The organism is Streptomyces sp. NPDC024698 (assembly GCF_055559015.1).
In genome coordinates this window covers 430,055-449,028 of the sequence record NZ_JBVHLK010000005.1, presented here as the reverse complement: position 1 = coordinate 449,028, position 18,974 = coordinate 430,055, and the positions used below count along the sequence as shown (strand labels likewise).

Below are 18,974 nucleotides of genomic sequence, written 5' to 3'. Positions count from 1 at the left end.
TCCGTTCGCACTCATGTGCCACCCGCCGGGGTAAGTCGTACCGGCGTTTGATAGACATCAGCTCATGCCTCTCCTTCCCGAGGAGCCTCAGATTCACGAGAGTGCCCAGGGTCCCCGCGTCACTCCGGCCAGTGGCCGCACCGCGCAGACCCCCCGCCCCGTACCCGGTCCCCGTCCCGCGGCCCCGCCGCGTCCCGGCCGTCCGGGTCCTGTCCGGCCGATGCCGGCCCAACGCACCCCGCGCGAGCCGGCCGTGGCCGCTGCCGGACCGTCCGCCAAGCCGGTCGCACCCGCGGCCGTCACCCCGCAGATCCAGCTCGTCCCGGCCTCGGCCGACGGTGCGCTGGACGCCGCGGAAGAAGCCGTCGACCTGCTGTTGGAGTCGGGCCGCGCCCCGGGTGAGGTGCTGGTGATCACCACCGGCGATCCGCACCCGTGGGCCACGCACGAACTCTCCTTCGGCGAGGCCGCCTACTGGGCGCAGCACGACGCCGGCGACGACGTCTTCTACGCCGACGCCACTGCCGCGCCCCGGGCCGCTGACCGTCCCGTGGTCGTGGTCGCGGTCAACGGTGGTTCCGGCGAGGCCGCCGCGACCGCCCTGCCCCTGGCCCTCGGCCGGGCCGGTGCCCTGCTGATCGTCTGCGGCGACCCGCAGCAGATCAACTCGGTTCTGGCCGCGGGCGTCTGAGCGCGTTCCGGACCTGTCCGGAACGCGCCCGGCGGGACGCTGAGGGTGCCGCCACGGCGGCACCTGTACGGCGGTCACTTCGGCGTACCCGCCCACGCCCGCAGGCGCTCGGCCTGTCACGGGCTCGTGCGGAGTGAGGCGCCTCGGCGCACCTCGTCCCTCACTCGCGGACCCTCCGGGTCCCCGGCGGGCGTCACAGGACGGCGGCCGGCCGCCCTCGGTGCGCTTTCCCGGTTCAGCGTCCGTACGGGCACAGGGACTTCGCCGCAGCCAGTCCTGCGCGTCGTCCCCGTAGCGCCCCAGGCCACTCGGTGCGTGCGGCCTTCACCGCGCAACGGAGGCGCGCCTCGGGCTTCGGTCCGGAGCGCGAGCGATCCCGGACCCTGGACGGCGGGCACACGCCGGACTTCGGCGCTGCGGCGTGAGCGTCCCCGAACTCCGGGACACCAGAACGCCTCGGACCACGCCACGCAGCCTGGACGTGCCCTGAACTTCGCCGCGGAGCCTGGGCGTGCCCCGCATCCCGTCCCGGGGCGCGGCCGGGCCTGGCCCTTTCGCGCAGGTACGCCCCGGCGCTCCACGCGGCTCTGAGGCGCAGCTCGGATCCGAGCCGAGCGTTCACGGCGCACCCCGCGCGAGCGGTACGACCTCGGTGCCCGCCGCCGAGCAAGTGCGGCTCGCCTTCCCCCGGGGCGGGCCGTCGCTCACGACGCGGCGCCTCTCAGCGGGCGGCCGCCCGGCGCATGACCTCGGACGCGACACCACCGGTGCGGGGCAGCGGCGGCATCACCTCCCCCACGTAGAACTCCGGCGCCGACTCGGAATTGGGCCGGCGTCCGCCGCGGCCCTCGCCGAGAACCTGCCAGCCGTCACGTGTCAGCGTGATGTACGCGCCGCACCGAAGCCCGTGGAGCGTGCAGGCGTCCCGCAGCCCCCACATCCAGGCCCCGTCCTCCTCCGTCCAGCGCGCGTCGCCGTCCCGGCAGTACAGCAGCACGGCCGTGCGCGCGGGAGTACGGCGCCGCAGGTCGTGCGGGATGACCCGGCGCAGCTGCGCGAGCAGGGCGTTGCGGAACATCCAGCCGTCGGCGGGTGCCGAACGCCGGGTGAAGGAGGCGCTCGCCATCAGCCGCTCGTCCTGGTCGAGCACCGCGACGACCGCGGTCGAAGGTCTGGGCCGGTGCCGGGCGTGAAGGCCGCTCACGACCTCACGGGGATCGCGCAGAAGCGGAATTCCGGCCGAGGCCCATTCGGCGGGTTCCAGCATGCGGGTGAGTGGGTTGGTGGAAGCGGCGGACAGGTCGGGAGACGTCGACAAGGTTGCCGCCGAGGACGGAGCGAATCCGAAGGTCACGGTCCTCCCTTCGGCTACGTGCCCAGACAGTGGGCGGGGTCGGACTGGGGGAATGGCACGCCGCAGCAGAGCCCTACCGGACCACGGGCAAACCGTGCGGGGAGCGGACCTCAATTCTTCCTGTCGAACTGGGTTGCGGCAACGAGCAATTGGGGCCACAGACCGTTTTCAGGCGATTAGCGTCCTATATACCTGCCCGGTGTTTCGAATCGCGACACACGAGTCACGCTTGAACGGCGAGGACCAGCGGCAACACCGCCTGAGCACCCGCTCTGCGCAGCATCCGTGATGCCACCGCCAGCGTCCAGCCCGTGTCCGTGGCATCGTCCACCAGCAAGACCGGACCCTCCGTTTCTCTCAGGGCGTCGGCCAGCCGCGGCGGTACGGTCAGGGATCCGTCCAGCGCTTTCAGTCGTTGCGCGCTGTTGCTCCGGGACACCTGGGCCCCCTCGCCGACGTACTCCACGGATCCCAGCAGCGGCATCCGGCCGATCTCGGCGATCCGCGCGCCGAGCGAGCCGATCAGCTGCGGCCGCGAGCGCGAGGCGATGGTCACCACCCCTACCGGGCGGGGCTGCGCGTCGGGCTGCCCCGAGGCCCAGCCCCCCGGTCCCTTCGCCCAGTCGGCCAGGACGCCGACCACGGCCTTGGCGACATCGTCCGGAACTGGGCCGTCCGGGGCGTGAGGGGCGAGTATCGGCCGCAGCCGGTTGCCCCAGCCGATGTCCGAAAGTCGTCCCAGGGCACGACCTGGAGCGGCCTGCTCGCCGGCCGGGATGCGGCCCTTCAGCTCGACGCCGATCGCGGCCAGCCCGGTCGGCCACATCTTCCGGGGCTCGACCTCGACACCCGCGCGGTCCAGCTCACCGTTCGCCGCGTCCAGGGCCGTGGCCGAGACGGATGTCTGGAATCGTCCGCCGGAGCAGTTGTCGCAGCGTCCGCACGGCGCGGCGCCCTCGTCGTCCAGCTGCCGTCGCAGGAACTCCATGCGGCAACCGGTCGTCGACACGTAGTCCCGCATGGCCTGCTGCTCCGTCGCCCGCTGTTTGGCGACCCAGGCATAGCGCTCGGTGTCGTACGTCCAGGGCATGCCCGTGGAGATCCAGCCGCCCTTGACCCGGTGCACGGCTCCGTCCACGTCGAGCACCTTGAGCATGGTCTCCAGACGGGACCTGCGCAGTTCCACCAGCGGCTCCAGCGCGGGCAGGGAGAGTGGACGTTCGGCCCGCGCCAGCACGTCCAGGGTGCGCCGCACCTGTTCCTCCGGGGGGAAGGCGATCGAGGCGAAGTACTCCCAGATCGCCTGGTCCTCCTTGCCCGGCAGGAGCAGCACCTCAGCGTGCTTCACACCGCGTCCCGCGCGTCCCACCTGCTGGTAGTAGGCGATCGGGGAGGAAGGCGAGCCCATGTGCACGACAAAGCCCAGGTCGGGCTTGTCGAAGCCCATGCCCAGTGCCGACGTGGCGACCAGGGCCTTGACGCGGTTGGCGAGCAGGTCCTCCTCGGCCTGCTGGCGGTCCGCGTTCTCGGTCTTCCCGGTGTACGACGCCACGGTGTACCCGCTCTGGCGAAGGAACGCGGCTACCTCCTCGGCCGCGGCCACGGTCAGCGTGTAGATGATCCCGGAACCCGGCAGCTCGTTCAGATGCTCGGCGAGCCAGGCCATCCGGTGGGCGGCGTCCGGCAGGCGCAGCACGCCGAGGCTCAGGCTCTCCCGGTCCAGAGGGCCGCGCAGAACGAGCGCGTCGGTGCTCACGCCGGTTCCCAGCTGCTCGGCGACATCGGCCGTCACGCGCGCGTTGGCCGTCGCGGTAGTGGCCAGCACCGGGGTGTCGGGCGGGAGGTCGGCCAGCATGGTGCGCAGGCGGCGGTAGTCCGGCCGGAAGTCGTGGCCCCAGTCGGAGATGCAGTGCGCCTCGTCGACCACCAGCAGACCGGTGGCCGCGGCCAGCTTGGGCAGCACCTGGTCGCGGAAGTCGGGATTGTTCAGCCGCTCCGGACTCACGAGGAGGACATCGACCTCGCCGGCCGCGACTTCGGCCTGGATGGTCTCCCACTCCTCCGTGTTGGACGAGTTGATCGTCCGTGCGCGGATTCCGGCGCGGGCCGCCGCTTCCACCTGGTTGCGCATCAGCGCGAGAAGCGGCGAGACGATGACGGTGGGCCCGGCACCCAGTTCGCGCAGCAGTGCCGTCGCGACGAAGTACACCGCGGACTTGCCCCAGCCGGTGCGCTGCACGACGAGCGCTCTGCGCTTGTCGGCCACCAGTGCCTCGATGGCGCGCCACTGGTCCTCGCGCAGCCGCGCCTCGCCCGCCGGCGCGCCGACCAGGCGGGCCAGGACGGCGTCGGCGGTGGCCCGGAGCTCATCGCGGGAGATGTCGGGTGCGTTGTCGGGGGCTGCGGGTCGCGGGTCTTCGGTCGTCATGGCTCCATGCAACCGGATGGGTCCGACATTGCGCGAACGAGACGTCGAGCTGTGGACAAGTTCTGTCGTGGTCATGGTGACGGTTATCCACAGGCTCAACCGGAATCTTGCATTCCGAGAGATGGTCACCGCATGACGAATCACGACGAAGCGACCGGCATGTCCGGCGACAAGAACGTCAGCTCGTTCGGTCGATGCGACCGGAACCCAGGGTTCGACCGATCTGGCGGTGCTGGCGGTGCTGGCGGCGATGGAGGGATCGGCGGAGAAGGCGGTGAACGCGACCACGACGGACGAACCGGCCGGAGCGGGACACACGGCCACGTCGGCGACGGGAAGGACGGCCCGGACGGAGGGGCCGGACGCGACGGTCGGGGTCGCATCGTCCGGCAGGCCGACCCCGGGATTCCCGGCGATGCGGCGATCTTCGGCGGGCTGTGCCACGGGGGCCTTCCAGGTCGAGCCCGCGAGGACTGCGAGACGGGCAGCCTGGGACTCCCGGGCGGCGAGCATCAGGTGACCCTCCGCACCCCGGCGGAGCTGGCCGACGCGCTGCCCTATCTCCTTGGTTACCGCCCCGACGACAGCATCGTGCTGGTCGCCCTGCACGACCAGGAGAAGCGGGGCCGGTTCGGTGGTCGGGCCCGCCTCGGCATCCCGGCCCAGGCGGAGGACTGGCCGGCCGCCTCGGACCAGCTCGCCCAGGGTCTGGTGAAGGGGAGCGAGCGCCGGGGAGCCCGCCCCGGGAGCATGGTGGCCTATCTGTGCCAGGAACCCCGGAGCGGTGAATCGGGGCGGGACGTGATGGAACGCCTCAGGCCGCTCGCACAGCTGCTGCGGACGGCCTGCGGTCGCCTCGACGTTCCGGTGATCGAGGCCCTCTGCATCTCCGACGGTCGCTTCTGGACCTACACCTGCCCAGGACAGGGATGCTGCCCGGCGGAAGGCATGCCGATGGGGCTGCCGGGCACCTCGGTCCTCGCCGCCGCCGCGACCTACGCGGGGCTTCAGGTGCGCGGATCCCTCAAGGACCTCACCGCCAGGTTCCTCCCCTGGGAGTCCACGGCCGCGCTGGGACAGGAGGTGGCACTCGACACCGCCAGCATGGCTCTGGTTCCGCGGATCCTCGGCGACGACAGCCGAGCCGCGGTGGCCGAGGAGACCCTCGCGCTGGCCCGGCGGATCAGGGACCGGTTCGCCGTGGCCTTTCCCGTGTCGGGCACACGTCCGTCGGACCTGCGAGACGACGGACTCCTGGAGGACGACGAGGCCGCCACGCTGATCCTCGGCTTGCAGGACCGCACGACCCGTGACCGTGCCGCGCAGTGGATGGAGGGCGACGAGGCCGCCCCTGCGCTGCGCCTGTGGCGGGCACTGTCCCGACGCTGCGTCGGCCCCTACCGCGAGCACGCCGCGGCACCTCTGACCCTCGCGGGGTGGGTCGCCTGGTCCATGGGCGACGAACTGGAGGCACGAGAAGCGCTGGCCATGGCACTCGGTGCCGATCCCGACTATCTGTTCGCCCGTCTGCTCCACCAGGCGTGCAATGAGGGCCTCGATCCGGAATCCGTCCGGCGTTGTCTGCGCGCACAGCGCACGGACCAGGACCCCTCCGACGCGGGCCGGCCGAGCGACCCCGACACGTCCCTCCCTGCGGCCGGGGTGGCCGCGCCCGCATCCTCCGCGCCCGCATCCTCCGCGCCCGAAGCCTCGCCGTCGGCGTCCGCATCTCGCCGCCGCAGGTCCCGGCCCACCGTGAACGGCGGGAGCCGAGCGGGCCGACGCGGCCCCGGGACCCGGACCGCGCGGGGGTCCCGTCCCGCGGGTGCGACCCCACCGGCCGGCGACCGGTCGCGCCGCTCGGCGGATGGCGCGGACGGCCGGATGCACGGGCGGAGCGACAACGAGCGGCACGGTTCCGGGGAGGACGGGTGAGCGTCCGGGACACATCGTGCCGAGTCAGGCTCACGGTGAACACGGGCCGGGTTGTTCGACAGGGGTGGGACAGCCCTCGGCCTGGGACGGGTCGCGCTGCTTGGCCGGGGTCGGACCGGTCGGGGACGGGGACCGGTCGGACAGCTCGGCCGGGACCGGGACGAAAACGCGCCGGCTCGGACGCGGGCCGCGTCCCGGGTTGCCCTCTGCCGACCGGTGCGCCCGGCGCTGGAACTGCTGCGCTCCTCTTCCACCGATGCCGGGAGACCGGCGGATCGTGCCGCCGCCATTCGGTCGGCTTTCCACCGAAAACGCGTGACCCGGGACAGGGCTGCCCCGTTCACCTGAGTGGCGGAATCCGTGGCCGGATTGCGCCGCCGCAACGCCCGCGACCCTGCGGAGCCCCCACCAGGAGCTCAGCGCGTTCCCGGCGCACCGAGCGCGGAGGAAGCCACCCCATGTCCATGCCCCATCCGTCCTCGGCATCCGACGACACGCCTCCGTCCCGGCACGAGTCCGCACAGTCCGCCGGACGTGGGGGTGCTCCGGCGGTCCCGCGACCGGCCCGCGAAGCCGGTGCGCCCCTCCCGCCGACCGGGCGCGGTCCCGGAGTTCCCAGGACACCCCTTCCCGTGCCGGGTCGGCCGGCGGACCTGCCTCCGGCCCACACCACCCTGATCTGCGCCGCTCTGCCCGGCCTGGTGATCTCGACGGAAGAAGGGCAGCTGACCGGCCGCGGTCTCGAGGGCTTCTACATGGCGGGCCGCCGGATCCTGTCCCGCTGCCTGGTCCGGGTAGCGGGCCGGGAACCGCTCGCGATGCAGGCCCGGATGCTCACGGCCGACCGGGCCCGCTTCGTGGGCACGCTGCGCGCGGCTCCCGACGCGGGCCCTGACCCGGACGTGGTCGTCGAAAGAACCCGCCATGCGGAGGGCATCGAACGGATCACCCTGCGCAGCTCGGCCCTCCGGGCCCTGCGCCTGCCTGTCGAGGTCGCCCTCGGGACGGACCTCGCGGAACTGGGCGACGTCGCCTCGGGCCGGGCCGGACCCGAGCTGCCCGCCAGCGTCCACTCCGCCGGGCTGCGCTGGTCCGGCCCGACGAGCCATGTGATCGTCGCCGCCGACCCGCCGCCGACCGACGCTCTGGCCTCGGCCGGACTGCTGCGCTGGGAGGTCGAGCTGCCGCCGGGCGGCACCCTCACGGTGGAACTGCGCATCAGACCCGACGGTCAAGGGCCGGTCAGACCGGTGGGCCGCGGGGCGGCGAGCCCGTTCGCCGAGGCCAGTGTGGTCAGCGACGAACCCGGAGCCGAGAGACTCCTGAGGACCTGCGTCGACGATCTCCGGGCCCTGCTGCTGCGCGACCCCAGACACCCGGTCGACACACACCTCGCGGCGGGCGCCCCGTGGCGCTGCGGGTTGGCACCGGCCGAGGCGCTCGCCGCGGCCCGGATGACCCTGCCGCTCGGCACGCGTCTAGCCGCGGGCACGCTGCGGACCCTCGCCCGCACCCAACTCGCCGGTCCGGGAACGCGCTCCGGGCTGATCCCGGGACCGCTCCGGGACAGCGGGCCGCACCTGCCTCCGGGCTGCACAGGGACCGAGGCGACCCTGCTCTTCCCTGTGCTTCTCGCGGAAGCATGGCGTTGGGGGCTGGCCGAACGGGAGGTGGAGGAACTACTGCCCGCGGCCGAGCGATGCCTGGGATGGTTGCGGGCCATGGTCGGGGACGGCACGTACCTGTCCGACGGGCAGCCCGGCGGACCGTTCCGCTGCGAGACACAGGCGCACGCCCATCGAGCGGCGCTGCTCGGCGCAGACCTGCTCGACGCGCACGGTCGGACGGGCGGCACGGGGCTGCGGCAGTGGGCCCAGGCGATGCGGGCGGCATTCCGCGACGACTTCTGGGCCGAGGACGGGGCCGGCGGCCGACCGGCCGCCGCCCGCACTCAGGACGGCCGCTCCCTGTCCCAGCTCGGTTCCGGCGCCGCCCATCTCCTCGACACCGGTCTGGCGGGCTCCGGAGAGATGGCCCCCGGGCTGCTCGACAAGGCGCGGACCGAACAGCTCGCGAGGCTGCTCGGCGGCCCGGCCATGGACTCGGGCTGGGGACTGCGGAGCCTCGGGGCGAAGGAGACGGCGTACAACCCGTTCGGTCATCGCAGCGGGGCCGTGCGCGTCCATGAGACGGCTGTCGCCGTGACGGGGCTCGCCGCCGCGGGCCACGAGAACGAGGCGGGCTCCCTGCTGCGCGGCGTACTGGCGGCGGCCGAGTCCTTCGGCGGCCGACTGCCCGAGATGTACGCGGGGGAACAGCGCACGCCGGGGAGCGCCCCGCTGCCCCATCCGGCCGCCTCCCGTCCCGCGGCCACCTCGGCCGCAGCCGGGGTGCTGCTGCTGTGCTCCCTGGCCGGGATCCGTCCCGATGCGCCCGCGGGAACCGTGACTCTGCGCCCGTTCCGGGCCGCGCCCCTGGGCGAGGTCGTGCTGACAGGCCTGCGGATCTCGGGCGCTCCCTTCTCCATGCGCGTCAGCAGACTGGGGCTCGCCATGGTCGAGGAAGCTGGTGACGGATTGCAGTTGGGAGTGTGACGTCCGGGGAGGCGTTCCCGACCGAAGGGCGTCGGCGGCGGAGTGCCGGAGAACGGAAGTCGATCAACAAAGGGCCGGGCTGATGAAGGAGGTGTTTATCGTCAGGCAGACGACTATGATCGCGGCATGCCCTACGACCCGTCAGCCTTTCCGCCCTTCGCCGTGACCGTGGACCTGGTCGTGCTGACCGTGCGCCGCCATGCCCTGTGCGCGTTGGCGGTACGGCGGGGTGAGCAGCCGTTCCAGGGGCGCTGGGCGCTGCCCGGCGGTTTCGTACGGACCGACGAGGACCTGGCCCAGGCGGCGGCGCGCGAGCTGGCCGAGGAGACGGGCCTGTGCACCCACGACCCCTCGGTCCCCGCGCAGGACAACGGGGCGCACCTCGAGCAGCTCGCGACCTACGGCGACCCCAAGCGTGACCCCCGGATGCGCGTGGTGAGCGTCGCGCATCTCGCCCTTGCCCCCGACCTGCCGGCTCCCCGCGCGGGCGGGGACGCGAACAGCGCGCGCTGGGCACCCGTCGAGGAGCTCCTGCAACAGGGCGGGTACGGGCGGGACGGGGAACAGGCGGCACCTCTGGCCTTCGATCACGCGCAGATCCTCTCGGACGGCGTGGAGCGTGCCCGGTCCAAGATCGAGTACTCGTCGCTGGCGACCGCCTTCTGCCCGACCGAGTTCACCGTCGGCGAGCTGCGCCGCGTCTACGAGGCCGTGTGGGGTGTGGCGCTCGACCCGCGCAACTTCCACCGCAAGGTGACCGGAACGCCGGGCTTCCTCGTGCCCACCGGGGGTACGACCACACGCCAGGGCGGCCGCCCCGCCCAGTTGTTCAGGGCAGGTGGCGCCACCCTGCTGAACCCGCCGATGCTGCGCCCCGAGGTCTGACGGAAGCGGCGAACACGGTTTCGGCCCCCGGGGCCTTGGCGCGCCGCCGGACCTGCGAGGCCTGGCGGAGGCGAGCCGCATGGCGCCCGGAAAATCTGAAATGTCGCGCTATCTTGCTGTGGGTGATCCAGGCCATCGGATTGACCAGCAACACCCGCAAGGCGCGTCCGCCCGCCGTGGACGACGTGTCCTTCGAGGCACACGCGGGCCATGTCACGGCGCTCGTCGGAGCCCAGGGCGCGGGCAAGACGACAGCGCTGAGGCTCATGCTCGAACTCCAACAGGGCCGCGGAATCACCTACTTCCGAGGCAGGCCACTGCATCGGATCGCCCATCCCTCACGCGAGGTCGGCGTCCTCATGGGCGAGGTGCCGGGCCATCCGGCACGCACGGTCCGCGGGCAGCTGCGCATGCTGTGCGCCGCCGTCGGCGTTCCGGTGCGCCGCGCGGACGAAGTCCTCGAAGTGGTCGGGCTCGTCAGCCTCCGGGACGAGAGCCTGGGCACGCTGTCCCGAGGCATGGACCGCCGGCTCGGACTGGCCTGCGCACTCCTGCCCGACCCCCACACCCTCGTGCTCGACGGCCCCGCGGACGGCCTGTCCGTCAGGGAGGGCCGATGGCTGCACGGGATCCTGCGCGCACACGCGACACACGGCGGCACGGTGCTGTTCACCACGAGCGACCCCAAGGAGGCCGCGCGAACAGCCGACCGGGTCGTCACTCTGGAGCAGGGTCGCCTCGTCGGAGACCAGGAGGCCGCCGAGTTCGCCCGGACCCGGCTCCGGCCGCGGGTGGCCGTCCGCAGTCCGCATGCCGCCCGTCTCGGTTCCCTCCTGGCCAAGGAAGCCCGTACCGCGCGACGCTCCGTCGAAGTGGTGCGCGAGGAGGGCAACCGGCTCTCCGTGTACGGCAGTACCTGCGCCGAGATCGGCGAGGCGGCCTTCCGGCACGGCATCCTCGTACACCAACTCGCCGACGAGACGGGGGACATGGGTCCGAAGCCGGCCAAGGTGTCACCGGAGGATCGTGAGCGGCCCGCCGACGAGCTGCCCCCCGGCGAGGCGCACGCCGTCACTGAAACAAGCCCCGTCACTGAGCCGAGCCGCGTCACTGAACCAAGCCCCGTCACCGAGCCCAGCCCCGTCACCGAGCCGAGCCGCGTCAAGGAGCCCAGCCGCGTCGAGACGCCGGCCGCGGACGGCCTGTCCGTCCTCCCGCCGCCCATCGCCGTACGGCAGGCCAGGAGCCCGCTGCGCCCCCTGCGCTACGAACTGCGCAGGGCCGCCGGCGTCGGAACCGGCTACTTCACCGCCGCCGCCGTTCTTGTCTCCTCGGTTCTCATGTCCGTCCTCCTGGCCAGAATCGGTCACACTCCTCAGCCGCGCCTGCTGGCGGCGTGGCCGCGTGAAATCCCGCTGCCGCCCGCCGCGCTCGGTGCGGGTCTGCTGGGCGCCGTCTCCTTCGGCCAGGAGTTCCGTCACCCCGCCCTGGCCGCCGACCGTGGCACCGTCCCGCGCCGGCTGGGACTGCTGACCGCCAAGCTGCTCCTCGCCTCGGCGACCGCGCTGACGCTGGCGTTCCTCACCGTGGGATGCGACCTCGAGATGCTCTACCTCGTCTACGGACGGGAGCTCACCGAAGTTCCCTCGGACTGGCTCTCGCTGAGCGCGAGTTGGTTCGGCCTTGTCGTGGGCTGTGCGTGGGCGGGCGTGCTGGCGGCCGGCATCTTCCGGTCCACCGCCGCGGGGCTCGCGGCCGTGCTCGCCGTACCGGTCGTCGTCGTACCGCTCGTACAAAAGGTCTTGCAGGGGCCGTCTGTGCGGTCGGCGGCCGGATTCCCCGAGCGGATCCGGGAGCTGGTCCTCGTGCAGTGGCCCTTCGGTGGGGAGCGCTACCTGGCGGCCACTGTGCGCGTGCTCGCCCAACCCGTGGGCGGGGCAATGCTGTTGTCGCTCAGCGCGCTGCTCTGCGCATATCTGCTCACGACTCTGCGGAGCCGGCTCCGATGACGACCGTCCGTACCCTTCCGTTCCCCCTGTGCGCACAACTCCCCGAAGAACGCCCATTTCTTTCCGATAAGGCGTCAATTGCGACGGTGTGAGCGATCACCCTTTCGTGTGCTTTTCACCAAAGACCTCAAGGCAGTTGGAGTCGACGCCGACAAAAGACCCGTGAGTACCCTTGCGCAGACCATGATGACCGCCGCCCGCTCCTCAGATTCCGGCCTGGCCGGACCGGGCGAACTCGACCGTTACCCCTATGCCGACGCGCCCGGCACCGACCGGGTGAGCCCCCCTGTCTGGGAGAGCCCCGAGCCCGAACTGGGCCGCGTCGGCCGTCGTGCCGCCGGCAGCCGCGGGCGCGGGCTGCACGGCCAGCTCGTTCAGCAGCTCGGACAGATGATCGTCTCCGGAGACCTCGGCGCGGATCGTCCGCTCGTGCCCGAGGAGATCGGCCAGCGGTTCGAGGTCTCCCGGACCGTCGTCCGCGAGTCGCTCCGCGTTCTGGAGGCGAAGGGGCTGGTGAGTGCCCGCCCGAACGTCGGCACGCGCGTGCGTCCCGTCAGTGACTGGAACCTTCTCGACCCGGACATCATCGAATGGCGGGCCTTCGGGCCGCAGCGGGACGATCAGCGACGCGAGCTGAGCGAGCTCCGCTGGACGATCGAGCCGCTCGCCGCGCGCCTCGCGGCGGGGCACGGGCGCGAGGAGATCCAGCAGCGACTCGGCGACATGGTCGAGATCATGGGCCACGCCATGTCGCAGGGTGACGCCCTCACCTTCTCGCGGGCCGACACGGAGTTCCACTCGCTGCTCATCCAGCTCGCGGGCAACCGGATGCTGGAGCACCTCTCGGGGATCGTGTCCGCGGCTCTCCAGGTCTCAGGCAACCCGGTCACCGGCTGCGACCGGCCGAACGAGGCCTCGCTGGGTCACCACGCCCGCATCGTCGAGGCCCTCGCGGCGGCCGACGGCGCGGCGGCCGAGTCGGCCATGCGGCAGCTCCTCATCGTCCACCCCGAGGTGGAGCGTGTCGTGCCCGCGCCGCGCGAGCACTGATCGCGCGCCGAGGGTGACGCTGTCCGGACCGCTTGGGCGTCCGCGGCGGCGTCGCACCTGCGAACCGTCACCCGTCGGGACCTCGCCGGATCCTTCGCGGATTCGGCGAGGTCCCGACGGTGCGACCGGGTGGCTGATCATGAACTAACCTGGCTTGATAGGGTCTGCCATCTTTTGAGCGCTTACGCGGTGTGACTCGGGCCACGCAGATTGGGCGTAACGCTCTTCGGGGCAGCGCGATGACCTAAGAGGTGATACCCGAGGAAGGAATACAGACGCCGTGTGTGGCGCTGTGCATCTTCCCGGTCCCCGCCCGCGCCGTCGGCCCATCCCCAGTCGGCGGTCGTCGGTTCCTGTCCGCAGTGGACGGGGCCGGAAGCCGTTTTTCAACGTTCCGAGAGGTTGTTCGTGTCGGCCAGCACATCCCGTACGCTCCCGCCGGAGATCGCCGAGTCCGTCTCTGTCATGGCGCTCATCGAGCGGGGAAAGGCTGAGGGGCAGATCGCCGGCGATGACGTGCGTCGGGCCTTCGAAGCTGACCAGATTCCGGCCACTCAGTGGAAGAACGTACTGCGCAGCCTCAACCAGATCCTCGAGGAAGAGGGTGTGACGCTGATGGTCAGTGCCGCGGAGCCCAAGCGCACCCGAAAGAGCGTCGCAGCGAAGAGTCCGGCCAAGCGCACCGCCACCAAGACGGTGGCGGCCAAGACGGTGACCGCCAAGAAGGCCACCGCCACCGCGGCTCCGGCCGCCCTCGCCGACGATCCGTCCGAGGACGCCTCCGCAGGCAAGCCCGCCGCAGCCAAGAAGACGACGGCTAAGAAGACCGTCGCCAAGAAGACGGTCGCCAAGAAGACGGCGGCCAAGAAGACGAGCGCCAAGAAGGACGACGCCGAGCTCGTCGACGACGAGGCGACCGAGGAGACCCCCGGCAAGCCCGGTGCGGAGGAGCCCGCCGAGGACGGCGCCCAGGGCTTCGTCCTGTCCGACGAGGACGAGGACGACGCGCCCGCGCAGCAGGTCGCCGCCGCCGGTGCCACCGCAGACCCGGTCAAGGACTACCTCAAGCAGATCGGCAAGGTCCCGCTGCTCAACGCCGAGCAGGAGGTCGAGCTCGCCAAGCGCATCGAGGCCGGACTGTTCGCCGAGGACAAGCTGGCCAACGCCGACAAGCTCGCCCCCAAGCTCAAGCGCGAGCTCGAGATCATCGCCGAGGACGGCCGCCGCGCCAAGAACCACCTCCTGGAGGCCAACCTCCGTCTGGTGGTCTCCCTGGCCAAGCGCTACACCGGTCGCGGCATGCTCTTCCTGGACCTCATCCAGGAGGGCAACCTCGGTCTGATCCGCGCGGTCGAGAAGTTCGACTACACCAAGGGCTACAAGTTCTCCACGTACGCCACCTGGTGGATCCGACAGGCGATCACCCGCGCCATGGCCGACCAGGCCCGCACCATCCGTATCCCGGTGCACATGGTCGAGGTCATCAACAAGCTCGCGCGCGTCCAGCGCCAGATGCTCCAGGACCTGGGCCGTGAGCCCACTCCGGAGGAGCTGGCCAAGGAGCTCGACATGACCCCCGAAAAGGTCATCGAGGTCCAGAAGTACGGGCGTGAGCCCATCTCCCTGCACACCCCGCTGGGCGAGGACGGTGACAGCGAGTTCGGTGACCTCATCGAGGACTCCGAGGCCGTTGTCCCGGCCGACGCGGTCAGTTTCACGCTCCTCCAGGAGCAGCTGCACTCGGTCCTCGACACCCTGTCCGAGCGCGAGGCGGGCGTCGTCTCGATGCGCTTCGGTCTCACCGACGGTCAGCCGAAGACCCTCGACGAGATCGGCAAGGTGTATGGCGTGACCCGTGAGCGGATCCGCCAGATCGAGTCCAAGACCATGTCGAAGCTGCGTCACCCGTCGCGTTCCCAGGTGCTGCGCGACTACCTCGACTAGGCCTCGGCCGCACGTCGACGAGGGCCCGACCTCCTCTGGGGGATCGGGCCCTCGTCGTGTGCGCGGAGTGCGTGCAGCCGCTCCCTGGATGACTCTGGGTGTTCCACGACCCTCCCAGTGTGAGGAGCGCGCATGCGCCGTCCCTACGTCCCGACCCTGGCCCTTGCGGCCGCCACAGCGGTGATATCGCTGACGACCCCCGCTCTGGCGTCTTCTGACAGCGTTGTCATCGGAAGCCGCCCGGTCCGGATCTCCGACAGTCCGTGGACGGTCGCGCTGTCCAGTCGTGACCGGTTCGGAGGTACGCGCGCGGGACAGTTCTGCGGGGGAGTGGTCGTCGGCCGGACCACGGTCCTGACCGCGGCCCACTGCCTCGGCGACGACGTGCTGGGGGCGCCGCCGCGCCGGACAGGCGATCTGAAGGTCATCGCGGGGCGCGGGGATCTCATGTCCGACGAGGGCAAGGAGATCCCGGTCAGCGACATCTGGGTCAACCCGCACTACGACAGTGAGACGAACGCCGGTGACTTCGGTGTGCTGACGCTGGCCGAGCCGCTGCCGGCCGCCTCCGTGATCCGCATGGCCCCCTCCGAGGATCCCGCGTACGCGCCGGGGACCGCCGCCGTGGTCTACGGCTGGGGCGATCTGACGGGCGGCGGCGACTATGCGAGCGGCCTGCGAGCCGCGGATGTCCACGTCCTTCCCGACTCCTCGTGCGAGCGGGCCTATCCCGGAAACGAGTCCGGGGCCTATGACGCGGCGTCCATGGTCTGCGCCGGAGAGGCGGCGGGCGGCCGTGACGCCTGTCAGGGGGACAGTGGCGGGCCGCTGGTCGCCCAGGGTCGTCTCATCGGCCTGGTGTCCTGGGGGAGCGGCTGTGGGCGCGCGGGGAGCCCGGGTGTCTACACGCGGGTCTCCGAGGCCGTCCAAGCGCTGAACGCGAGGCGCTGAGAGCTCTCGGTAATGGCGTTGCGATACGAGTGCGGGCGGCCACTCCCTGTGTCCAGGGTGTGACCGCCCACTCACCGGCCTCTCGCCGGCACCCGCTCGTCGTTGATGCGAAGGCTCAGCGATCTTCGTCGTTGACGCTCTCGGGAACGGTCGTGAGCCGCTCCGTCTCGTCCTGTATCTCAGCGGCGATCTTCTTGAGTTCCGGCTCGAACTTGCGACCGTGGTGGGCGCAGAAGAGCAGTTCTCCGCCGCTCAGGAGGACGACGCGCAGATATGCCTGGGCGCCGCAACGGTCGCAGCGGTCAGCGGCCGTCAGCGGGCTCGCGGGGGTCAGAACAGTAGTCACGTCGCCTCTTCTCTAGCTCGACGAGCTGTCGTACCAGGGTCAACATCCAACCAGGCCGAAAACGTTCCCGCTCGCGGCTTTTCCTCGAAATTTTCTTTCGAGACGGCTGTCTGCTGCCGGTTGGCGGCGAATGAGCCGTATTGCGTGTCTTTGTGTCTGTACGGGTTCGCGCTGTCTGTCGGGGGTCGGTCCTCCCGGCTGGATTGCCGGTTGTTCATGAGGACGTGCCCGGAGCCTAAATGGTTCATGCCTCGAAGGGAACGTGATATGTACTTCACTCCATCGAGGGATCGAACACTCATGCGATCCTGGACTAGGGTGAGTTCATGCGAGGGTGGTGCTACAACGGCTCTACCAGGCCTCGGTACCCTCTGAGCGGCAACCGAAGCCGGGCCCTTACCCAAAAGGGTCTCCCATGAAATTCAGCGAGGAGCGAACCGCGTGACCGCCGATACGTCCGTGCCGTCCACAGCGCTGCTGACCGGAGCAGACCGTGACGGTTCCAACTACACCGCGCGGCATCTGCTCGTCCTTGAGGGGCTCGAGGCGGTGCGGAAGCGCCCGGGCATGTATATCGGGTCGACCGACAGTCGTGGCCTGATGCACTGCCTCTGGGAGATCATCGACAACTCCGTCGACGAGGCGCTCGGGGGCTACTGCGACCACATCGAGGTCATCCTGCACGACGACGCCTCCGTCGAGGTGCGGGACAACGGTCGTGGCATTCCCGTCGACGTGGAGCCCAAGACGGGCCTCTCCGGCGTCGAGGTCGTCATGACCAAGCTGCACGCGGGTGGCAAGTTCGGCGGCGGCTCGTACGCGGCCTCCGGCGGTCTGCACGGCGTGGGCGCCTCCGTGGTGAACGCGCTCTCCGCACGGCTGGACGTCGAGGTGGACCGCAACGGCCAGACCCACGCGGTGAGCTTCCGCCGCGGCACCCCGGGAGTCTTCAAGGCCGACGGGCCCGACGGGGCCTTCGACGCGACGAGCGGGCTGCGCAAGCTCAAGCGGATCCCGAAGACCCGCACCGGTACGCGCGTGCGCTACTGGGCCGACCGCCAGATCTTCCTCAAGGACGCCAAGCTCTCGCTGGAGCACCTCCATCAGCGCGCCCGCCAGACCGCCTTCCTGGTCCCCGGCCTGACCATCGTCGTCCGCGACGAATTCGGGCTCGGCGAGGGCGGCAGCAAGGGCGAGGAGTCGTTCCGCTTCGACGGCGGCATCAGCGAGTTCTGCGAGTTCCTGGCGACCGACAAGCCGGTCTGCGATGTCCTCCGCTTCTCCGGGCAGGGCACCTTCAAGGAGACCGTCCCGGTGCTCGACGAGCACGGTCAGATGACTCCGACCGAGGTCACCCGTGAGCTGGGCGTCGATGTCGCGATGCGCTGGGGCACCGGCTACGACACGACCCTGAAGTCGTTCGTGAACATCATCGCCACTCCCAAGGGCGGCACCCATGTCGCCGGCTTCGAGCAGGCAGTCGCCAGGACGATGAACGAGGTCCTGCGGACCAAGAAGCTGCTGCGTGTCGCCGAGGACGACATCGTCAAGGACGACGCCCTGGAAGGACTCACGGTCGTCGTCACCGTGCGTCTCGCCGAGCCGCAGTTCGAGGGGCAGACGAAGGAGGTCCTCGGGACCTCGGCCGCCCGCCGGATCGTGACGAACGTGGTGACCAAGGAGCTCAAGGCGTTCCTGACCTCCACCAAGCGGGACGAGGCCGCGCAGGCGCGTGTCGTCATGGAGAAGGCCGTCGCCGCCGCGCGCACGCGGATCGCCGCCCGTCAGCACAAGGACGCGCAGCGCCGGAAGACCGCGCTGGAGTCCTCCTCGCTGCCCGCCAAGCTCGCCGACTGCCGCAGTGACGACGTCGAGCGCAGCGAGCTGTTCATCGTCGAGGGCGATTCCGCGCTGGGTACGGCGAAGCTGGCCCGCAACTCCGAGTTCCAGGCGCTGCTGCCGATCCGGGGCAAGATCCTCAACGTTCAGAAGGCGTCCGTGACGGACATGCTGAAGAACGCCGAGTGCGGCGCGATCATCCAGGTCATAGGGGCGGGCTCCGGGCGGACCTTCGACATCGACGCGGCGCGCTACGGGAAGATCATTCTCCTCGTCGACGCCGACGTCGACGGCGCGCACATCCGGATTCTGCTGCTGACGCTGTTCCAGCGGTACATGCGGCCCATGGTCGAGGCGGGGCGCGTGTTCGCCGCGGTTCCGCCGCTGCACCGGATCGAGCTCAGTCAGCCCAAGAAGGGCCAGGACAAGTACGTCTACACGTACTCGGACCGTGAGCTGCGGGAGACGGTGCTGGAGCTCCAGCGCAAGGGTGTGCGTTACAAGGACTCGATCCAGCGCTACAAGGGTCTCGGCGAGATGGACGCCGATCAGCTGGCCGAGACGACGATGGATCCGCGGTTCCGCACCCTGCGTCGGATCAACATCTCCGACCTGGAGGCGTCCGAGCAGGTGTTCGACCTGCTGATGGGGAACGACGTGGCGCCGCGCAAGGAGTTCATCTCGAGCTCGGCCGCGACGCTGGACCGGTCGCGGATCGACGCGTAGCCCTGCCGGAGGCCACCGGTTCGGGACCGTGCCGGGGGCGTGTACCGAGACGCCCCCCCCCGCGCGCACCTGACTGGGGGCCTCCGTCCGTCTTTCGAGCGTGGGGAGAATCCAGCCCCTCCAGCGCTTGAGGAGCGGGGTCTGGGGCGGAGCCCCAGGCACGGGACGGGTAGGGGCGGAGGGGGCGAAACAAGCCTGTGGCCTGCCCCATCGAGGCGCGGG

Annotated in this window: 12 protein-coding genes; 9 read left to right on the top strand and 3 right to left on the bottom strand. The window is 71.0% G+C overall.

Annotation, left to right across the window (positions count from 1 at the left end; genetic code table 11):
• The first annotated feature begins 64 nt into the window (after positions 1–64).
• Entirely contained in the window at positions 65–691 is a 627-nt protein-coding gene (locus ACZ4AA_RS15295) for a hypothetical protein (RefSeq protein ID WP_467601240.1), read from the top strand.
• 721 nt (positions 692–1,412) lie between these two features.
• On the opposite strand, the gene ACZ4AA_RS15290 is transcribed toward ACZ4AA_RS15295, so the two are convergent.
• Together ACZ4AA_RS15290 and ACZ4AA_RS15285 are read right to left on the bottom strand one after the other, a co-directional pair.
• Positions 1,413–2,045: a hypothetical protein gene (locus tag ACZ4AA_RS15290; RefSeq protein ID WP_467601238.1), complete on the bottom strand. Its 633-nt coding sequence runs from the start codon at positions 2,043–2,045 to the stop codon at positions 1,413–1,415.
• Between the two features lie 223 nt (positions 2,046–2,268).
• Positions 2,269–4,473 (bottom strand): RecQ family ATP-dependent DNA helicase, encoded by a 2,205-nt coding sequence (locus tag ACZ4AA_RS15285; protein ID WP_467601236.1) that lies wholly within the window; start codon positions 4,471–4,473, stop codon positions 2,269–2,271.
• 132 nt (positions 4,474–4,605) lie between these two features.
• On the opposite strand from ACZ4AA_RS15285, the gene ACZ4AA_RS15280 reads away from it, so the two are divergent.
• From ACZ4AA_RS15280 to ACZ4AA_RS15250, 7 genes are all read left to right on the top strand, one after another.
• A complete protein-coding gene (locus tag ACZ4AA_RS15280; RefSeq protein ID WP_467601234.1) occupies positions 4,606–6,408 on the top strand; it encodes a DUF4192 domain-containing protein in 1,803 nt (600 codons plus the stop codon).
• Positions 6,409–7,040: 632 nt separating this feature from the next.
• Positions 7,041–9,002: a glycogen debranching N-terminal domain-containing protein gene (locus ACZ4AA_RS15275; RefSeq protein WP_467601232.1), complete on the top strand. Its 1,962-nt coding sequence runs from the start codon at positions 7,041–7,043 to the stop codon at positions 9,000–9,002.
• A gap of 126 nt (positions 9,003–9,128) precedes the next feature.
• Positions 9,129–9,887, top strand: coding sequence for an NUDIX hydrolase (locus ACZ4AA_RS15270; RefSeq protein WP_467601230.1), 759 nt, complete (start codon positions 9,129–9,131; stop codon positions 9,885–9,887).
• A gap of 122 nt (positions 9,888–10,009) precedes the next feature.
• Entirely contained in the window at positions 10,010–11,896 is a 1,887-nt protein-coding gene (locus ACZ4AA_RS15265) for an ABC transporter ATP-binding protein (RefSeq protein ID WP_467601228.1), read from the top strand.
• Positions 11,897–12,058: 162 nt separating this feature from the next.
• Positions 12,059–12,946 (top strand): FadR/GntR family transcriptional regulator, encoded by an 888-nt coding sequence (locus tag ACZ4AA_RS15260; RefSeq protein WP_467601226.1) that lies wholly within the window; start codon positions 12,059–12,061, stop codon positions 12,944–12,946.
• A 408-nt stretch (positions 12,947–13,354) separates the two neighbouring features.
• Positions 13,355–14,890, top strand: a complete 1,536-nt coding sequence (locus tag ACZ4AA_RS15255; RefSeq protein ID WP_467601224.1) for an RNA polymerase sigma factor — start codon at positions 13,355–13,357, stop codon at positions 14,888–14,890.
• A gap of 132 nt (positions 14,891–15,022) precedes the next feature.
• Positions 15,023–15,841, top strand: coding sequence for a S1 family peptidase (locus ACZ4AA_RS15250; RefSeq protein ID WP_467601222.1), 819 nt, complete (start codon positions 15,023–15,025; stop codon positions 15,839–15,841).
• A gap of 115 nt (positions 15,842–15,956) precedes the next feature.
• Here the strand turns inward: ACZ4AA_RS15250 and ACZ4AA_RS15245 are convergent, their stop codons facing one another.
• Complete coding sequence (locus tag ACZ4AA_RS15245) at positions 15,957–16,187, bottom strand: DUF7455 domain-containing protein (protein ID WP_467601220.1); 231 nt, start codon at positions 16,185–16,187, stop codon at positions 15,957–15,959.
• A 441-nt stretch (positions 16,188–16,628) separates the two neighbouring features.
• Here ACZ4AA_RS15245 and ACZ4AA_RS15240 point away from each other — a divergent pair, with 441 nt between their 5' ends.
• Positions 16,629–18,752, top strand: coding sequence for a DNA gyrase/topoisomerase IV subunit B (locus tag ACZ4AA_RS15240; RefSeq protein WP_467601218.1), 2,124 nt, complete (start codon positions 16,629–16,631; stop codon positions 18,750–18,752).
• The last annotated feature ends 222 nt before the right edge of the window (positions 18,753–18,974 follow it).

Excerpts from the sequence above, each read along its gene's own strand:
- ACZ4AA_RS15295 (WP_467601240.1), top strand. The coding sequence starts at position 65 with ATGCCTCTCCTTCCCGAGGAGCCTCAGATTCACGAGAGTGCCCAGGGT.
- ACZ4AA_RS15285 (WP_467601236.1), bottom strand. The coding sequence starts at position 4,473 with ATGACGACCGAAGACCCGCGACCCGCAGCCCCCGACAACGCACCCGAC.
- ACZ4AA_RS15280 (WP_467601234.1), top strand. The coding sequence starts at position 4,606 with ATGACGAATCACGACGAAGCGACCGGCATGTCCGGCGACAAGAACGTC.
- ACZ4AA_RS15270 (WP_467601230.1), top strand. The coding sequence starts at position 9,129 with ATGCCCTACGACCCGTCAGCCTTTCCGCCCTTCGCCGTGACCGTGGAC.
- ACZ4AA_RS15250 (WP_467601222.1), top strand. The coding sequence starts at position 15,023 with ATGCGCCGTCCCTACGTCCCGACCCTGGCCCTTGCGGCCGCCACAGCG.